Raw genomic sequence first — 16,535 nt, 5'->3', positions numbered from 1 at the left:
TCTGGATAAGCGGAATGAAATAAAGCTGCACGGTTTTTTGTTGATGCGCCTCCTGACGTCGGTTCATCCTACTGCACTAGTCGTGTGGTTGGTAGAATGTGGGGTGCGCAAATATTACTGGGTCGATCTATAAGATGATGACTTCAAATACATTCAATAAAAGATGGAGGAGTAACTATTCATGAAATTCAGGCAAATACGAAATGCAACACTGCATATTCAATATGCGGGTAAAAAATTCCTGATTGATCCTTGGCTGGCAGAGAAGGGAGCTGTGCCGGGTTTCGGCGGCACAATCAATGATCATATCCGCAACCCAACGGCTGAGTTACCAATTCCAATCAGCGAGATCGTTGATGTGGACGCCGTCATCCTCACACATGATCATCCTGATCATTGGGACGATGTCGCTAAACAATCGATACCCAAAGACATGCTGTTTTTTACGCAGCATGAAAAAGATGCGCAATCGGTCCGTTCGGCAGGTTTTAATAACGTTCGCGTATTGAACGAAACGAATAATATTGATGGCATAACACTGATTAAAACACCTGGCCAGCATGGTAGTAATCATGTTTTGAAAGAAATGAAAGAATTGCTGGGAGATGTAAGTGGTATTGTTTTCAAGCATCCAGATGAAAAAACGCTCTATATTGCTGGAGATACTGTCTGGTGCCAGATAGTCGAAGACAATCTCAAGAAATATAATCCCGATATCATCATCGTCAATAGCTGCGATGCCAAGGTTATAGGGGACGAATCCATTATCATGGGTAAGCAGGATGTTTTTGAAGTTTATAAAGCCGCACCCAGTGCGACCGTCATCGCGAGCCACATGGAAGCGGTGAATCATGCCACGGTATCCAGAAAAGAAATGCGCGAATTTCTTCATGAAAACGGAATGACACAACGCGTTCTGGTACCCGAAGATGGTGAGTCTTATAACTTTGTTTAATGAAGACTTTGAATAAAAATCTGGTGACTCTATCAATCGGGATTTTTGAGATTGGAACCTCAAAGCGGGCGTTCTATAAACCAGTTACCAGATTTGATCTTTTCGGCGAGCCAGAAACCTAGGCGATAATCAAGGCCGGGGTCAGGTCGATAATCAAGAAAAATATGTGTATACATACATACTATGTCAAGTCCACTCTGTTTATAAATTCTGAACGTGCTTTATCACATAGATATCACGTGGTGATCTGAGTAGGATGTGCCGGCAAGGCGCATCAAATCGTAAATGATGCGCTTTACCTTACTCAGTGCGTCCTGTAATCTCGATAAGCGGAGCGGATAAAACTGCACGGCTTATTGTTGATGCGCCTCCTGGCGCTGGCTCACCTTACTGTACTCAATCAATACAAAGGAAGATTTCAACCAATAGCGTGATGTGGATGATGCGTTAATGCTTTTCCGCACCGGCCCAGATGATGGTTATTGATTCCGGTTAACAACTTGAGTGAACCAGAGCTGTGAATATAAAGGATAAACTAATGTGTTTTTGTGGTCTTAATTTTTTGCTTAAATTAAGTTGATTTTTCTTACAATTAAAAAACAACTCAATATGTACTGTTAGATGAAAAAGAGCGATAAGTTGTAGATCACCACAATTTGTAGTTTATTTCTAGGGATTTCTTGCCTGGGTTGCAAAGGATTGCACAATTGATCGGCATTCGGCGCATTATTTATTGTGTATTTGGTTGATATCATTTATTTTGGTGGGTAGATCATGTTTTCTCAATTTAAATCAGACAAACGTTTTCTTAATCAATATTTCCTGATCATTATTGGGTTATTTTTTGTTGCGAATTGCTTGCTTTCTTTTTTTGATGCACCCGATTGGGAAATTTTTCTTAGCTTTATCCCTGTTTTTGTTTTGCTTTCCATGCCGCAAATTCAGTGGGTTGTGCTTGCATGGGTTTACGCTGTTCTAGTTTGTGTGTTCCGTTTGGATTTTGATATTGTTTATTTGACGCTTATTCCAGTTGCAATAGTCACCACTTTTATTCTGACGGCTATTTTTCACAGTGCAAGTCACTCGAGTATCCAGCCACGCTGGCTTAAACGATTGATAGGCGAAACGATTGGTTTTTGGCAATTGGCTGCCTTTCCGCTTTGGTGCATTGTGCATGTTCTGCATCACAAATATTCAGATGATACAGTTCGCGATCCGCACCCACCCATGGACAAGACCTACTGGAATTTTATGCTGAATATGCGGAAAAGCGTTGCGTCAGTTTTCTCAGGCTTTTATATGGATTTATGGGGTAAAAGCGAGGAATCGTTGAGAAATATGAAAGAGATGGCGATCGAATCCAGGGTCGCGACACTGCTTCAAGTAATCTTCTGGTTCTTGTTGCTGGGACCACAGGTTTTCACCTTCCTGTTTGTTTTCTCGATAATCTTTAAAATGCTGCATTATGCATGGTTTAACTACGCAACGCATATCTATACACCTGAAGGTGTTCAGATTGTCAACCTGGATCACGGATTGTACAAGGTTGTGAATTTTTTGGCTTTTGGTTTGTATTATCATAAGAATCACCACCTTCGTCCCGATTTGTTCAATCCAAGTAAATTTGCGGATAAATAGATATAGATATCCAGAATCCATTGGCTTCTAACAATGAGTAAGAAACGCAATCCAGATTTAAGGTAATATGAAAATTACCCGAGATACGGTTACAAATCCATCAGTACCCATCTTCTTCAGATACCGGTTGCGGGTGATGGTGACTGCTTGATTCGGTATATCCAATAATTCACAGCGGTGCGTTCTAGGTAGCTGATGTACCTTTTGAGTCATTCTTTTTCTCCGTGTCCGGTCTGGCGACCGAGCACTTTGGACAAAAATCATTTTCCATGGTCAATTGACCATCTTCGCTTGCATTGGATCTCTGATTCCTTATCCGGCGCCAGTTCATTGCCTGTAGCAAATACTTCGCTGCTTTGCTCAATCAACTGTTCCTTCCACTTCTGTTGTTGATGCGCCTCCTGGCGTCGGCTCATCCTGCTGTACTCATGGAGAACAACCCTATTGGTTATATTCAATTTTAAATTTTTATCGGGGCGGGCCTCTTCTTCCCGACAACCAAAAGACGAGCGCCAATAGCAATCCTACAAAAAAAGCGATTTTGGCCAACTCTACAGCGGTTCCGGCAATGCTGCCGAAACCCAGTGCGCCGGCGACTATGGCTATGATGAAAAATACAACGGCCCAGTTGAACATTGGCATTGCTCCTGACATGAAAAGTGCGTGCGGTTAATTCAATATTTTCCGGCATTCTGCAGCACAGCGACTGCATGACTGTGCACACTGTTTGCAGTGCGCCATGTCATGTTGCGCGCATTGCTCAGCGCACCAGTCGCAAATTTGGGCACATAGTTCGCAATACGATCTGGAAAATTTACTAGAACGAATCAACGCACGTGCGCACTGCAGACAAGTTTCGATACATTCATAGCAGCATATAGGACAATCATTGTGGCTATTAGAGCCTGCCATGGCGGACAAGCATATTTCACAATCAATCGCACATGCCTGGCAGGCCTTGATACATTCCAAATAATCGCTGTTAATATTCATCTGTGACTGCATTGGTTATCCTTATATCGATGTTGTCAACTGGTGGGTTGGCGTGCTAATCGTCGTCAATAACATTCTTGATTTCATTATATTTATCGACAACAGCGTCAGTCGATTCTTCCAGCCGATTTTCTGTTTTCTGTTTTAAGCATTCGGTTTCGCTTTTCATGCAGGCAGCCTCTTCCAGACGATGCTTTTGCTGTTTGGCCTCACGTTTGGCATCGTTGGTGGCATCCTGAACGGATTCGCGCAGCGTCTCTGTACCGCTTGCAGTCAGCGGCAGACTCATTATGATGATCAAAAGAAAGAATAAATTTCTCATTTTGGTTTCCTCATTAAGGTGTTATCAGTAGAAGAGTTTTATTATCTCAATTCAACTGTCAATGATGCGTCGTTTGGCTTATTTGAAACGATTAATCGCATTCTTGAAAGACGTCGATGCGCTATCCCAGGCTGCTTCCATGCCATCGCGAACATCTTCCCACGCTTCCTCGCTGGCGTTTTTAAGTTCTTCAAATTTCTGTTTCATATCGCTACGTTCAGCTCGAAGCCTATCGATTTGTTTGTTCAATTCGATTTTTGTGTCTGCGCTTGCTCCTGACATTTTGGCTTGCAATGCATTGATGTTCGCTTCCCATTCATCCAGTTTTGCTTGCATTTTTTGTATATATGCTGATTTGTCTGTCATGGTGTATTACCTTTCAAGGTGATTGAAAAAGACTGCTTCATAGGTTCGTGTACGAAAGTGTTTAACTATTAAGCAACGTCCAATTGAGCTTACGCTCAATAGAAATGTTTCGCATTAACAAATGATAATGACGCCTGAAATTGTGACAGACTGACAGCGTCTCAAGATATTGAGAGCTATAATGTTAGAGACGTTTTTGCCAGTGATTTGGGTTCGAGGTAACTTTCGTCAAAGTTGGCCAGAGAAGACAGCAAGTCAAGATTTCGTAAAATGAGACGTCCCGGTGAACGTTCGACTAATTGGTGTTTCTCCAGTTCGCGAAAAACGCGGTGCGCATGAACATGACTGAGTCCCAATGCATCGCTAAGCAACATTTGGGTAACTGGGAAAATGACAGCTTGTTCGCGAGTGTAGCCACAAAGGCGTAAACGTCTGTATAGTTCTATAAACAGATGAGCCATTCGTTTGGCTGCACTTCTACGGCCAATTCTCACAATTTGCTCTTCAAGAATACGCTCATCCTGTCCTGCCATCCATGCTAAAACAAGTGCCAAGCGGGGTGAATCGCGAAAAGTATCAATAAGCCGTTCCGCGGGAAAACTGCCAAGCTTCATTGTGCTGATCGATTCGACAGTATGTTCAGAGTGTTGAAAGATAGGTGAAAACATGCCGATAATATCACCCGGTAACGCAAAATTAACAATTTGACGATTGCCATTTTCTAATGTTTTGTACTTGACTGCCCAACCTTCAAGTACAAAATAAATCTGCTTTTGTAAGCAGCCGGCTTCGATAATTGATCTGCCAGCGGCAATTGCTTTCTCAGTTTTTATCAAGTTCTTGGCGTACTCGAATTCTTCTGGACTGAGTAGCTCAAGTTTTTCTATACGCGTAACAAATGGTGATAATGAGGCCATGGTTGCAATTATTCGTAGTCATATTATCTAAAATCAAAATCACGTTCTAAGAACGTGGATGTTTTTTCAAAAGACTTGATGCCGGCGTATTATTCCTTCTGATGCCGGCGCTGTTTACCTTTTTCGACCGCTGTTCTCAACGCGGCCAGTTTTTGTGCAACCAATGCGTTTTTTTCATTTGTGCGCAAGGGGTTTGGGTTTTTGGCGATTGCCCTAACGCCCGCTTTATCGTCACTTGATAACAACTGATTGCTGCGCTTTCTTTTATAGATGCGAAATACTAACATCAAAAGAAGTATTGTTAATATTCCGGCTGTGGCGGGTACTAAATGCGGAGTAGAAATGAAGTCAAATAAATCTTCAATGATGAAATGATTGTCAGATACCAGACTGTCGTTATGGATTATTGCGGAGCCGCCAAATATCTGAGGCGAATCGTGCGGTGCACTTTTGGTTTTTTCCGATTGAATCGGTTCAAGGTTAACTTGTTTCGGTGCGCGTTGTTCAATAACAATTGAATTTATCGCGGCAACTTTCAGTTCCAATTGCCTGATTCGTTCATTCAAGGCCTGGATAATTTGTGCTTCCTTTGCAGCCTGCTGCTCCAGTGCCTGTAAGGCTTGCAATACTTGCGAGTCGTTTATTGCGTCACCGTTATGTGCTTTCGGTGCTGTATTCGATACAGCACCTGAAAGTAACAACACAGAAAATAAAATTAAAATAATTTTTTGTAGTGTGTGTTGCATTTATTTGCGATAAATGACTCTCAAGAGTTTATTTGCAAAAAGTCTTGACGGCATCATTTGCTTCATTGATTTTCTGTTGCCGTACATTGTCGTCAACATAGACGAGTCCGCCATTGCCGTCAGGCATTCTTAAACGCGGTGACTCAGAAAATACTCTTAATTTGCTTTGTGCGTCAACACATTTTTGTTTATCTTCTTCAGCTTTTGCTTTTTGTTGCGTTTTTTTCTCCAGTCTTTCCTGACGGCGCTGATCGTATTCGAGCCTTTCTTCCGCCAATGTGTTTGGCCTGTCGGCATTGTCTTTATCTTCTGAATTTGATGAGGATACAGAAGCAGGCGCTGAGTGAATTTTTAATTTTTGTTCGTTTTTTACATTGACTGATGGTGGAGGTTGATCGGAGTATTGGGTTTTGCCATTTTCATCGACCCATTTGTAGAGTTGGGCAGATAACGGCATACTGAATAACGATAACCATAACATGAATACTAGATAACGCATTTTTTTCTCCGAAAAAACAAATGAATAAATGACATAAATTTTGTCATGAACAGTATTAGTTACGGATTAAACCGTTATAAAGTAAACTTTTAAGCAGTAATAATTGGAGAAATAAACCATTTTTGTATGAATTGCTGCAAAAAACACCGATGATTTCGATATAATACCGCTTTGCAAAGGATTGTTATTCATATGCAGTTAATTCAAAAAGCACTCACCTTTGATGATGTCTTGCTGGTTCCTGCTTATTCTTCGGTTTTGCCGCGGGAAGTCAGTCTGACAACACAATTGACACGATCCATTTCAATGAACATTCCATTGATATCTGCAGCAATGGATACCGTGACAGAAGCAGGTCTGGCTATTGCCTTGGCTCAGGAAGGTGGCATTGGTATTTTGCATAAAAATATGCCGATTGAGGCGCAGGCAGCGCAGGTCGCCAAGGTCAAGCGCTTTGAAAGCGGGGTTGTCAAAGATCCGATTACAATACCGCAGACGATGACGGTGCGTGAAGTACTTGAATTGATTCGAGCGCATAAAATCTCTGGGCTTCCCGTGGTCAGTGGTAAAAAAGTCGTAGGTATCGTGACCAATCGTGATCTTCGTTTCGAGTCCAACCTCGATCAGCCGATCAAAAATATTATGACACCCAAAAAACGGCTTGTTACGGTCGGTGAAAATACTTCGCGAGAAGAAGTCATGGATCTGCTGCATAAGCATCGATTGGAGCGCGTACTGGTAGTGAATGAGCAGTTCGAGCTGCGTGGTCTGATTACCGTCAAGGATATCACCAAAATTTCTGAATATCCGCTGGCTTGCAAAGATGATCAGGAACGTTTGCGCGTCGGAGCGGCGATAGGTGTGGGTGAGGGTAGTGATGAACGCACCGATGCGCTTGTTAAGGCCGGTGTCGATGTGATTGTCGTGGATACAGCGCACGGACATTCGCAGAGTGTACTTGACCGTATTAGTTGGGTTAAGAAGCATTATCCGGATATTCAGGTGATTGGTGGAAATGTGGCAACGGCCGATGCTGCGCGGGCGTTGGTCGACTGCGGAGCGGATGCTGTCAAGGTTGGCATAGGGCCGGGTTCCATTTGCACAACCCGTGTGGTTGCCGGTGTTGGTGTGCCGCAGATATCGGCGATCCATAATGTTTCCGAGGCACTCAAAGGGACGGGTGTGCCGGTCATTGCCGACGGCGGTATTCGTTATTCGGGCGATATAGCGAAAGCGCTGGCTGCAGGCGCCAATCTGGTCATGTTGGGTGGATTATTAGCCGGTACTGCCGAATCTCCGGGCGAGATCGAATTATATCAGGGCCGTTCCTATAAAACTTATCGAGGAATGGGTTCGCTTTCGGCCATGCAGCAAGGCTCCAGCGACCGTTATTTTCAGGAAAAGGAACAAAAAAATAATGACAAACTGGTGCCTGAAGGGGTAGAGGGACGCGTTCCCTTTAAAGGCAGTATTGCTTTGGTTATTCACCAACTCATGGGGGGCGTGCGCTCAAGCATGGGCTATTTGGGATGTTCCAGCATTGCAGAAATGCACGAAAAAGCGGAGTTTGTTGAAATTACTTCTGCAGGCGTGCGCGAGTCGCATGTTCACGATGTGCAAATTACGAAAGAAGCGCCCAATTATCATATCAAATAAGAATCCATTGCCATGCACCAGAAAATCCTTATCCTGGATTTTGGTTCACAGTATACGCAGCTTATTGCCCGGCGCGTACGTGAAGCAAATGTATACTGCGAGCTTCATTCCTACGATGTAACGCCCGAGTTCATAGAGAACTTTTCTCCACAAGGTATTATATTGTCCGGTGGTCCTGCATCTGTCATAGAGGAAGAGACTCCGCGCGCACCGCAGATTGTTTATGAACTCGGTGTTCCGGTATTGGGAATCTGTTATGGCATGCAGACCATGGCGGATCAACTGGGTGGTCAGGTTGAAAACGCGGTTGTCCGTGAATTCGGTTATGCGGAAATTTCTTCGACAGTGCAAGGTGCATTACTCAGTGATCTACAGGATCGTACCGATGCAGCGGGTAATGCTGTTCTCGATGTGTGGATGAGTCATGGCGATAAAGTGGAGACATTGCCGCCGGGTTTCGAAATTATGGCGTTTAACGCCGCGACCCCGATTGCGGCGATGGCGGATGATACGCGCCGGTTTTACGGTATCCAGTTTCATCCAGAAGTGACGCATACCCTGAAAGGGAAAGCCATTATCGAGCGTTTTGTTCACGACATCTGTAATCTCGGTCATGACTGGAATATGCCTGACTATGTTGAGGAAGCCGTTGGCAGGATTCGTGCAACTGTGGGTAGTGACAAGGTTATTCTGGGCTTGTCCGGTGGCGTGGACTCGTCGGTTGCAGCCGCGTTGATTCACCGCGCGATCGGGGAGCAGTTGACCTGTGTTTTTGTCGATAACGGACTGTTGCGTGCGAATGAAGCCAGACAGGTTATGGATACATTCGCGAATCATCTGGCGGTGAAAGTGATACATGTGGATGCCAGCCGTGTTTTTTTTGACCGATTGAAAGGTGTTACCGATCCGGAAGAAAAAAGACGTATTATCGGCCGGGAGTTTGTTGAAGTTTTTCAGAGTGAATCGGCCAAGATTACCGACGCCAAGTGGCTGGCGCAAGGCACGATTTACCCGGATGTGATCGAATCGGCGGGTGCCAAGACCAAAAAGGCGAAAACCATCAAATCGCACCATAATGTCGGTGGTTTACCAGAAACACTGCATTTGAAATTACTCGAACCCCTGCGTGAACTGTTCAAGGACGAAGTACGCGATCTCGGGCTGGCGCTGGACCTGCCACGTGAAATGGTTTTTCGGCATCCTTTCCCCGGACCGGGTCTGGGTGTAAGGATTCTGGGCGAAGTAAAATATGAATATGCCGAGCTGTTAAGACATGCGGATCAGATTTTCATCGAAGAATTGCGGCGCTCAGGGTGGTACGAAAAAACTGCGCAGGCATTTGCCGTTTTTCTGCCGGTCAAATCAGTGGGCGTTATGGGCGATGGCCGCACGTATGAATACGTAATCGCTTTACGTGCGGTACAGACTCAGGATTTTATGACCGCCAATTGGGCTGAACTGCCTTATTCATTGCTTGGCAAGGTGTCCAGCCGCATTATCAACGAGATCCGCGGTATCAATCGCGTTGTGTATGATATTTCCGGAAAACCACCTGCAACAATTGAGTGGGAGTAATCACCAAGGACTGGGTTACAAATACTAAAGAAATTCCAGCCCGGTTTGAGACAGCCCCACAAGATCAATATTTTCCTGATTAAGCGTTGTTTCGGCTGCCAAAACACCGAGTTCGGCGACAGTATAAGTGCCTGAGTCGAGTAATCTGACAAACTGTGCCTCTGCAGCAGGCGAAGGCGTAAAGCCGATGATGTTTTCATAGAGCAGATCGACAACTGCAGTGTGATTGGTAGCATCAACGCCGAGCGCTGCATCGATTGCAAGTTGCATCAACGCTTCGTAATGTGTGCCGTTATCGAGAAAACGCAAGCCGATACCGACAAACTGTTTATTTGACACCGATTCATGCCCGAAAACCGCGCCGAGTAGCTTTGCCGTAATACCTGCATTGTCCTCGAGATCGAGCGCAAGTGAAGTATCTGAAAACGCGATACGTTCAATATCGATAAGCGTGTCGGTGCCATCGGCACCATCATTTTGATGACTGACTGTCCAGGTTTCAGCGGTATGTTTTACAAGCACATATTCAGAAGACTGACTGGTGTAGATTGCCGTATCAATCGACGTGTTGCCGTTGAGAAAGTCGTTTCCGCCAAAACCCGTCAAAATATCTTTTCCAATGCCGCCATCAATGGTTTCAGCGGTGCTATGGTTGGTAGCGAAAGGTGTCTGAAAGCCGGAAAAAACGGCCATATATTCATTGGCAGTCGTCCCGTTGTTATCTTCTGGGTTGAAAACAGCGCCAGACAAAAGATAGCCTTTCAGGCCGGCGGTTTCCGATGTGCTGCTGCCCGCGCCAATCAGATGTGCGGCGGAAAGCATTCCGGAAATGGTTATGGGTTGACCATTGAGAATTTGACCGTCATATTTGTCGAGCTCGAGAAACGTTATCCTGTTCCATAAAGTTTCATGCCATTCCCGGACGATAATTTCCTGGACGGTGCCATTATTGAAAAAATCCTGTTTGCTGTTGATGCCGTTTTTGCCAGACCAGTTGCCGCTCCAGTCATTTCTGAATAAATTGCTGTCGCTGCCGTCAATGCCATAGTATCCGAGATCGAACAGTGCAGCTTCACCGAACTGGTATTTGCCGATGAAGCCAAACGGATTTTCAGTGTGGTAATTCTGTGCGCCGCCGGGAATGCTCGACGATTCCCTGAAACCGAGTGTGTCAAAATAATCCTGGTATGTGTTGGTCACGGTAATTTTCCAAAGATTCTTCGTTCAGTATCCGGATGGTCTGCTGCGGGCCGCCTTTTCCCAACTATAGATTGTATATGCTTTATCTGTAGTGCGGGTTATGACATTCATTAACCAGATTACAATATTATGATAGTCATATCGATGTCATTATTTCTGCAATGTTGAAATGGTGCAGTAACGCACAGACAATATGTGTATTGATATGTTTAAATTTCAATTTAACAGGCTATTTATTTTCTGCAACAGCAGTCGTTGCAGTTGTTAACAGCAATATGGCCGTTACTTTTTCAGGGCAATGGTTTGTATAAGTATGGAATGCCGTATCCGGCAAATATGAATGAGGTCAATGCGTCATGAAAATTACCATAATCGGAACAGGACAGGTTGGTTCAACAATTGCCTATGCTGTGGTGCTTAAGGGATTGTGCAGCCACCTGGTTTTGGCTGGTCGCAATATTACCAAGGCCCGGGGCGATGTGCTTGATTTGCAGCACACCCTGTCGTTTTGTGAACGGCCGATGACTATTGAAAGCAGTTCGATTGAAGCTGTCAGAGACAGCGATATTATTGTCATTACGGCATCGGTTAGTGGACAGGGCAAAATGACTGACCGGATGCAGTTAGGTGTGGATAATGTTAAATTATTCAGAAAAATGATCCCTGTGTTGATACAGAATAATCCTGCAGCAATCATAGTGGTTATTTCCAATCCAGTCGATGTGTTGACTTATCTGACAACCCAGATTGCCGGATTGCCGTCTTCCAGAATTATGGGAATCGGCACGCTGGTGGATTCCGCCCGCTTTAGAGTGTTGCTGTCTGTTGAAGAACAAATTCATCCAGATGATTTGCGCACGTATATTCTGGGAGAACATGGTCCCAACCAGTTCCCGGTTTTCAGTAATGCTTTTGCCGGCAGTGAGCGCATAGCCGACAATTCTGCGCATCGCAAAATATTCGATGGCGTCACCGGAGCCGGTTTTGATGTGTATAACTTAAAAGGGTATACCAATTTTGCGATTGCAACCGCAACGTGCGAAGTGTTGAAGTCAATTGTGTTCGATGAACATCGAACAATGCCTTTGAGTATCTATTTCAGACAATGGCAGGGGGTTGAGGACAACTGTTTCAGTATTCCAGTAGTAGTGGGTCGAACCGGTGTTATACGACATTTGTATCCCAAATTGAACCAGGTGGAAAAGACAGCCTTGGAGAAAACGGCAAAATCAATAAAAAAGAATATTAACAAGCTGGTTTACAACAAAAAGTTAAAGTAATAAATCTTTTTGCCTGTATGTTGCAAATAATCTGCACGCAGGATACCAGCGTTTCTTCGATATCCTGCATGCGGCGTCCGGGTTGATACATTTCCAATAATTATTGAGGCTGTTTTACCTTCCTGAGATAAGGCTTGACCGTCTCCCAGCCACCGGGGTAAATTTTCTCGGCTTCTTCATTGCTGACAGCAGGAACAATAATCACATCCTCACCTTGTTGCCAGTTAACGGGCGTGGCGACTTTATGTTTGGCGGTCAATTGCATGGAATCGATCACACGTAAAATTTCATTAAAATTACGGCCTGTTGTCATGGGATAAGTCATCATGAGCTTGATGTTTTTATCAGGGCCAATAATAAAGACTGATCGTACAGTTGCATTTGTCAATGCTGTACGGCCTTCGGCGGAACCGGTTTCATCGGCCGGAAACATATTGTAAAGCTTGGCGATATGCAAGTCGGTGTCAGCGATAACCGGATAGCGCACTTGTGATCCGCCGACATCTTCTACATCTTTCAGCCAATTTTCGTGGTCGTTAAGCGGATCTATACTCAGACCGATAATCTTGGTGTTGCGTTTATCAAATTCGGACTGAATGCCCGCCATAAAACCGAGTTCAGTGGTGCAAACAGGGGTAAAATCCTTGGGATGGGAAAATAATACCGCCCAGCCATCTCCAATCCATTGGTGAAAATCTATCCTGCCATGCGTGGTTTCCGCTTGAAAATTAGGTGCCTGATCGTTAATACGTAGTGCCATAAGAACTCCTTAATACACAATAAATGCAATGTTTGAGAACTGTCGAATGTACTCTATTATAGCTGTGAGTTTAACCTGATCCCGATTGTTAAACAAATAACCACTCGCGATTGCGTATTCCGGAAACAAAAACAGCGCTATCAGAGTAGCGCTGTGCGGGCGAAAAAAGATGATTAGGCGGTTGTGTTGATGTTTTGCCCCAGATGTGGCGGCAAATTCTGTGCCGGTGTGTTATTCGGAATCGCTTCAATCAGCTGAATGGCATTTTCAGCGCTGATATCAAGCGCTTTTTTAAAAACGGCCGTGCCAGAGGCCTGCTGGATAAAAGCCTCGCTCATTGTTGTTGCCGTACTGGCTATATTGGTGACATCCATAAAACCTCCTTTTCAGATAGCTCAATTTGTGCAGATATAGTGTTAACGGCAACTCATTAAATTTGTTGATAAACAATAAGGGTTTAGATTGCGTTGAATGAGTGTTTTTTGCTGTTTATGCGTTGATTAATCAATTTTATATATATTTTCTGAAAAATGGCGGTAAAAAGTTTCTGACATTGTCCCGCCAGCTATGACCGACTGTTATGGGGACTCTGAGTTGATAGTGCGTATTGTCAGCGCTTTTGCCGTCCAGATAAATAAAATATTGACCTGTGTCATCGAGTCTGAGCGCCCGGGTGATGACGCCGGATGGGTGGGTCTGTGCAGGAATGGACAATACTTCCTCTTCTTCAAAGTGTTCTTCATCGAGGAAGATCAATTTGACCAAACGCATCGCCAGCGGCACATTGCGCGATGAATCCGGATACAGCAAGTCAATCGAAATATTCAACATGCCGGGCTGCGGTATTTTTCCACACTGCACAGGTATATAGGGCGACCTGGGTTCATCATCCGAGACTTCGTAGTCATCAGGAAGATAATAACTTGAATACCCAATTGTCAGCGTTTCCGTTTCAACGGTGCAGGTATTGCCACGAAAACCTTTCGGATATGTATCGGAAAAGTCACCTTGCGAGCTCGACTGTAAAAAAGCGCCAAATGCTATAAAAGCAACAATTATTCCGATTCCGAAGATGAACTGGGTGTTGCGGGATGACCATTTCGTCCTGGATACCATAAACAAACCTCTATTAATGCGATATAAAGGTATGGATTTTATATCAAGGCCGGGTGGATACGTTGTTTTATTCAGTTTTTATTCAGGTATCCATTTATAAAATGAGGGCATAAAAATTGATTAAATAAATTGTCTGATGTGGAGGTGTATGATGAAAGTAAAAATGATAAAAGGCGTTATGCCAACCAGTTTGTTATCGATGATGTTGTTGGCGATGGCTCTGACCCTTTCCTCGTTTGCTGAGGCTGGAAGAGGTCATCATAGACATCATCATGGTCATCACCACGGCCATCACCATCACCACCATCATGGCGGGTATGCGCAGATTTATCATCAGCCATACGGTTACTATAATCGCCCTTATGGCCCCCAACCAGGATATGGCTATAATTATTACCCGGCGCCCGCACCGGTTTATGCGCCCGCACCTGTTTATGGCTATCCACCAAATGTAATGCTGGATATCAATACCGGATATGGACATTTCTTTTTCGGCTATTAACATGCCAATAACCAGTTAACCATTAGAAATTCAAAACGTAAATACGCCAAGTAAACAGTATTTTTACAGCTCTTCTCCCATAGCTCTTCTCTCGTTTGTAAATTAAACGCCGTCATCCGACGGCGTATTTTTTTGTGATTTCGTGAAATTCTTGTTTACTGATAGGTTGCAATGTTGCATTGTTATCCAAAAGTGTTTACCGTCAGAACCTATAAGACTTGAAATGCTATTGTGATCAGAACAAGTCTGCTATATTTTTCTATTAAATATTTGTTACGTGGCCATGAGCACACCTCCTGAATTACCGCAACGTAAGTCCGTTCAGACGGACAAGCTTGGCGAGCAGATCGGTCATCGCGCCAGACGCAAGCAACTTGCGAGAGCGCAGGACGAGCGGCCGCTCTGGTTTGGCTTTGGTATGTTTGGATTGGTAGGCTGGTCTGTGGCGATACCTACTGTAATGGGTATCGCCATCGGTATCTGGCTTGACCGGGAATGGCCGGGCAAACATTCGTGGACACTGACATTTCTTTTCATAGGTATTGCGCTGGGTTGTCTGAATGCCTGGTATTGGATCAAACAGGAAAGCAGGCGGAAATAAAAAGATTCGGACTGTCAAGGGCTCTGGCATTGTGTGTCGGCCCGGATTAGGCTTTTATCGATTATTATGGATTCGATTGTGATCGGAGCACATTAACATGCATGATTTGTCATTCCTATTTTTGATGTTTTTATTTGGTTTGATACTTGGAGGAATGTATTTCTCAGGTCTCTGGTTTACTGTACAGCGTATTCATAATGGCAAGCATCCGGTTGCCTGGTTGATCGCCAGTATGGCGGTGCGCATGGCGCTGTTGCTGTCTGCATTTTATGCCATTCTAAGCTATGGAAACTGGACTCACTTGTTAGCGGTGTTGGCTGGATTTATAGTGTTACGTATGTTTTACACCCGTAGAATGCGTTCTCAAATTACTGCATCGGCACAGTTTCCGCCCGTGTAAAAGGAGAAACGGTTATGACGATCAATCCTGATACTGTTGTTTTTTGGCAATGGGGTGAAGTGTCGTTAAATGCGACGATAATTTTTACCTGGGCGATAATGGCGTTACTGACGCTGATATCATGGCTTGTGACACGCAACTTGTCTACAGGAACAGATATTTCACGGTGGCAGAATTTGCTTGAAGTTGTGGTCATGGGCATTCACGACCAAATCAAGGAAGTTAGCCAGCAACAGCCGGGCAAGTATCTGCCGTTTGTGGGCACTTTGTTTTTATTTATTGCCACGGCCAATTTGTTGAACGTTGTGCCTGGCTATATGGCACCGACCGGCTCGCTTTCAACAACAACAGCACTGGCTATTTGTGTTTTTGTCGCTGTCCCGCTTTATGGTGTTGCTTCTGAAGGGCCTATGAGCTATCTTGCGCGTTATATTAAGCCAACGGTTCTGATGCTGCCTTTCAATATTATTGGCGAGATTTCACGTACAATTGCCCTGGCTGTCCGTCTGTACGGCAATATTATGAGCGGTACGGTCATTGTGGCGATTCTGTTGAGTCTTACACCGTATTTTTTTCCGGTTGTCATGCAATTACTTGGTTTGCTGACCGGTATGGTTCAGGCGTATATTTTTGCTGTCCTGGCAATGGTTTACATTGCTTCTGCGACGTCGGTGCATAAATCGGATGACGGTCAGATCAGAAACCAGTAAACACCAGAGGAAATCAAAATGGACACTATCTCACTTATCGGTATGATCTCGATTTTTACCGCGGGTATCACGATTGCAATCGGTTCGCTTGGTCCTGCATTTGGTGAAGCACGCGCGGTAGTACAGGCATTGAGTTCGATCGCCCAGCAACCCGACGAAGCAGCAACTATTACCCGCACCTTATTTGTGGGATTGGCCATGATTGAATCCACAGCAATTTATTGTTTTGTGGTGTCGATGATTCTGATTTTTGCCAATCCCTTCTGGGACTATGTGACGGCGACAGCCGGAGGCTGATC

The 16,535-nt window shown here is 44.5% G+C and carries 22 protein-coding genes; 10 read left to right on the top strand and 12 right to left on the bottom strand.

Going from position 1 to position 16,535, the window contains the following annotated elements:
• Positions 1-181: 181 nt before the first annotated feature.
• On the top strand, positions 182-955 hold the full coding sequence (locus MRK00_15015) for an MBL fold metallo-hydrolase (GenBank protein MDR4518679.1): 774 nt from the start codon (positions 182-184) through the stop codon (positions 953-955).
• Positions 956-1,729: 774 nt separating this feature from the next.
• Positions 1,730-2,593: a fatty acid desaturase gene (locus MRK00_15010; GenBank protein ID MDR4518678.1), complete on the top strand. Its 864-nt coding sequence runs from the start codon at positions 1,730-1,732 to the stop codon at positions 2,591-2,593.
• 57 nt (positions 2,594-2,650) lie between these two features.
• On the opposite strand, the gene MRK00_15005 is transcribed toward MRK00_15010, so the two are convergent.
• The 8 genes from MRK00_15005 to MRK00_14970 form a co-directional block, all read right to left on the bottom strand.
• A complete protein-coding gene (locus tag MRK00_15005; GenBank protein ID MDR4518677.1) occupies positions 2,651-2,806 on the bottom strand; it encodes a hypothetical protein in 156 nt (51 codons plus the stop codon).
• Between the two features lie 47 nt (positions 2,807-2,853).
• Positions 2,854-3,009 (bottom strand): hypothetical protein, encoded by a 156-nt coding sequence (locus MRK00_15000; protein ID MDR4518676.1) that lies wholly within the window; start codon positions 3,007-3,009, stop codon positions 2,854-2,856.
• Between the two features lie 52 nt (positions 3,010-3,061).
• A complete protein-coding gene (locus MRK00_14995; protein MDR4518675.1) occupies positions 3,062-3,229 on the bottom strand; it encodes a DUF1328 domain-containing protein in 168 nt (55 codons plus the stop codon).
• Positions 3,230-3,641: 412 nt separating this feature from the next.
• On the bottom strand, positions 3,642-3,908 hold the full coding sequence (locus MRK00_14990; GenBank protein ID MDR4518674.1) for a hypothetical protein: 267 nt from the start codon (positions 3,906-3,908) through the stop codon (positions 3,642-3,644).
• Between the two features lie 78 nt (positions 3,909-3,986).
• Entirely contained in the window at positions 3,987-4,274 is a 288-nt protein-coding gene (locus MRK00_14985) for a coiled coil domain-containing protein (GenBank protein MDR4518673.1), read from the bottom strand.
• Positions 4,275-4,450: 176 nt separating this feature from the next.
• Entirely contained in the window at positions 4,451-5,191 is a 741-nt protein-coding gene (locus MRK00_14980; protein MDR4518672.1) for a Crp/Fnr family transcriptional regulator, read from the bottom strand.
• An 89-nt stretch (positions 5,192-5,280) separates the two neighbouring features.
• Positions 5,281-5,895, bottom strand: a complete 615-nt coding sequence (locus MRK00_14975) for a hypothetical protein (protein MDR4518671.1) — start codon at positions 5,893-5,895, stop codon at positions 5,281-5,283.
• Positions 5,896-5,965: 70 nt separating this feature from the next.
• On the bottom strand, positions 5,966-6,436 hold the full coding sequence (locus MRK00_14970) for a DUF4124 domain-containing protein (protein ID MDR4518670.1): 471 nt from the start codon (positions 6,434-6,436) through the stop codon (positions 5,966-5,968).
• A 192-nt stretch (positions 6,437-6,628) separates the two neighbouring features.
• On the opposite strand from MRK00_14970, the gene guaB reads away from it, so the two are divergent.
• Together guaB and guaA are read left to right on the top strand one after the other, a co-directional pair.
• Positions 6,629-8,092, top strand: a complete 1,464-nt coding sequence (guaB, locus tag MRK00_14965; GenBank protein MDR4518669.1) for an IMP dehydrogenase — start codon at positions 6,629-6,631, stop codon at positions 8,090-8,092.
• Positions 8,093-8,104: 12 nt separating this feature from the next.
• Positions 8,105-9,667 (top strand): glutamine-hydrolyzing GMP synthase, encoded by a 1,563-nt coding sequence (gene guaA, locus MRK00_14960; GenBank protein MDR4518668.1) that lies wholly within the window; start codon positions 8,105-8,107, stop codon positions 9,665-9,667.
• Positions 9,668-9,691: 24 nt separating this feature from the next.
• Here the strand turns inward: guaA and MRK00_14955 are convergent, their stop codons facing one another.
• Entirely contained in the window at positions 9,692-10,867 is a 1,176-nt protein-coding gene (locus MRK00_14955) for a hypothetical protein (protein ID MDR4518667.1), read from the bottom strand.
• A gap of 356 nt (positions 10,868-11,223) precedes the next feature.
• Here MRK00_14955 and MRK00_14950 point away from each other — a divergent pair, with 356 nt between their 5' ends.
• Complete coding sequence (locus MRK00_14950; GenBank protein ID MDR4518666.1) at positions 11,224-12,147, top strand: lactate/malate dehydrogenase family protein; 924 nt, start codon at positions 11,224-11,226, stop codon at positions 12,145-12,147.
• Between the two features lie 100 nt (positions 12,148-12,247).
• On the opposite strand, the gene MRK00_14945 is transcribed toward MRK00_14950, so the two are convergent.
• From MRK00_14945 to MRK00_14935, 3 genes are all read right to left on the bottom strand, one after another.
• Positions 12,248-12,907 carry a peroxiredoxin gene (locus MRK00_14945; protein ID MDR4518665.1) on the bottom strand — a complete coding sequence of 220 codons (660 nt, stop codon included), beginning with the start codon at positions 12,905-12,907 and terminating at the stop codon, positions 12,248-12,250.
• 173 nt (positions 12,908-13,080) lie between these two features.
• Positions 13,081-13,281 carry a YjfB family protein gene (locus MRK00_14940; GenBank protein MDR4518664.1) on the bottom strand — a complete coding sequence of 67 codons (201 nt, stop codon included), beginning with the start codon at positions 13,279-13,281 and terminating at the stop codon, positions 13,081-13,083.
• A gap of 136 nt (positions 13,282-13,417) precedes the next feature.
• Positions 13,418-14,023 (bottom strand): hypothetical protein, encoded by a 606-nt coding sequence (locus tag MRK00_14935; protein MDR4518663.1) that lies wholly within the window; start codon positions 14,021-14,023, stop codon positions 13,418-13,420.
• Positions 14,024-14,174: 151 nt separating this feature from the next.
• Here MRK00_14935 and MRK00_14930 point away from each other — a divergent pair, with 151 nt between their 5' ends.
• The 5 genes from MRK00_14930 (at position 14,175) to MRK00_14910 (ending at position 16,533) form a co-directional block, all read left to right on the top strand.
• A complete protein-coding gene (locus tag MRK00_14930; protein MDR4518662.1) occupies positions 14,175-14,525 on the top strand; it encodes a hypothetical protein in 351 nt (116 codons plus the stop codon).
• A gap of 283 nt (positions 14,526-14,808) precedes the next feature.
• Positions 14,809-15,126 carry an AtpZ/AtpI family protein gene (locus tag MRK00_14925; GenBank protein ID MDR4518661.1) on the top strand — a complete coding sequence of 106 codons (318 nt, stop codon included), beginning with the start codon at positions 14,809-14,811 and terminating at the stop codon, positions 15,124-15,126.
• Between the two features lie 97 nt (positions 15,127-15,223).
• Positions 15,224-15,526, top strand: a complete 303-nt coding sequence (locus MRK00_14920) for an ATP synthase subunit I (GenBank protein MDR4518660.1) — start codon at positions 15,224-15,226, stop codon at positions 15,524-15,526.
• A gap of 14 nt (positions 15,527-15,540) precedes the next feature.
• Positions 15,541-16,236, top strand: a complete 696-nt coding sequence (locus MRK00_14915; GenBank protein ID MDR4518659.1) for a F0F1 ATP synthase subunit A — start codon at positions 15,541-15,543, stop codon at positions 16,234-16,236.
• An 18-nt stretch (positions 16,237-16,254) separates the two neighbouring features.
• Entirely contained in the window at positions 16,255-16,533 is a 279-nt protein-coding gene (locus tag MRK00_14910; GenBank protein MDR4518658.1) for a F0F1 ATP synthase subunit C, read from the top strand.
• Positions 16,534-16,535 lie beyond the last annotated feature (2 nt).

The organism is Nitrosomonas sp., from assembly GCA_031316255.1.
In the GTDB taxonomy this organism is placed as follows: Bacteria; Pseudomonadota; Gammaproteobacteria; order Burkholderiales; family Nitrosomonadaceae; genus Nitrosomonas.
The sequence above is the reverse complement of the archived record's forward strand: the minus strand, read 5'-3'. Positions and strand labels throughout refer to the sequence as shown.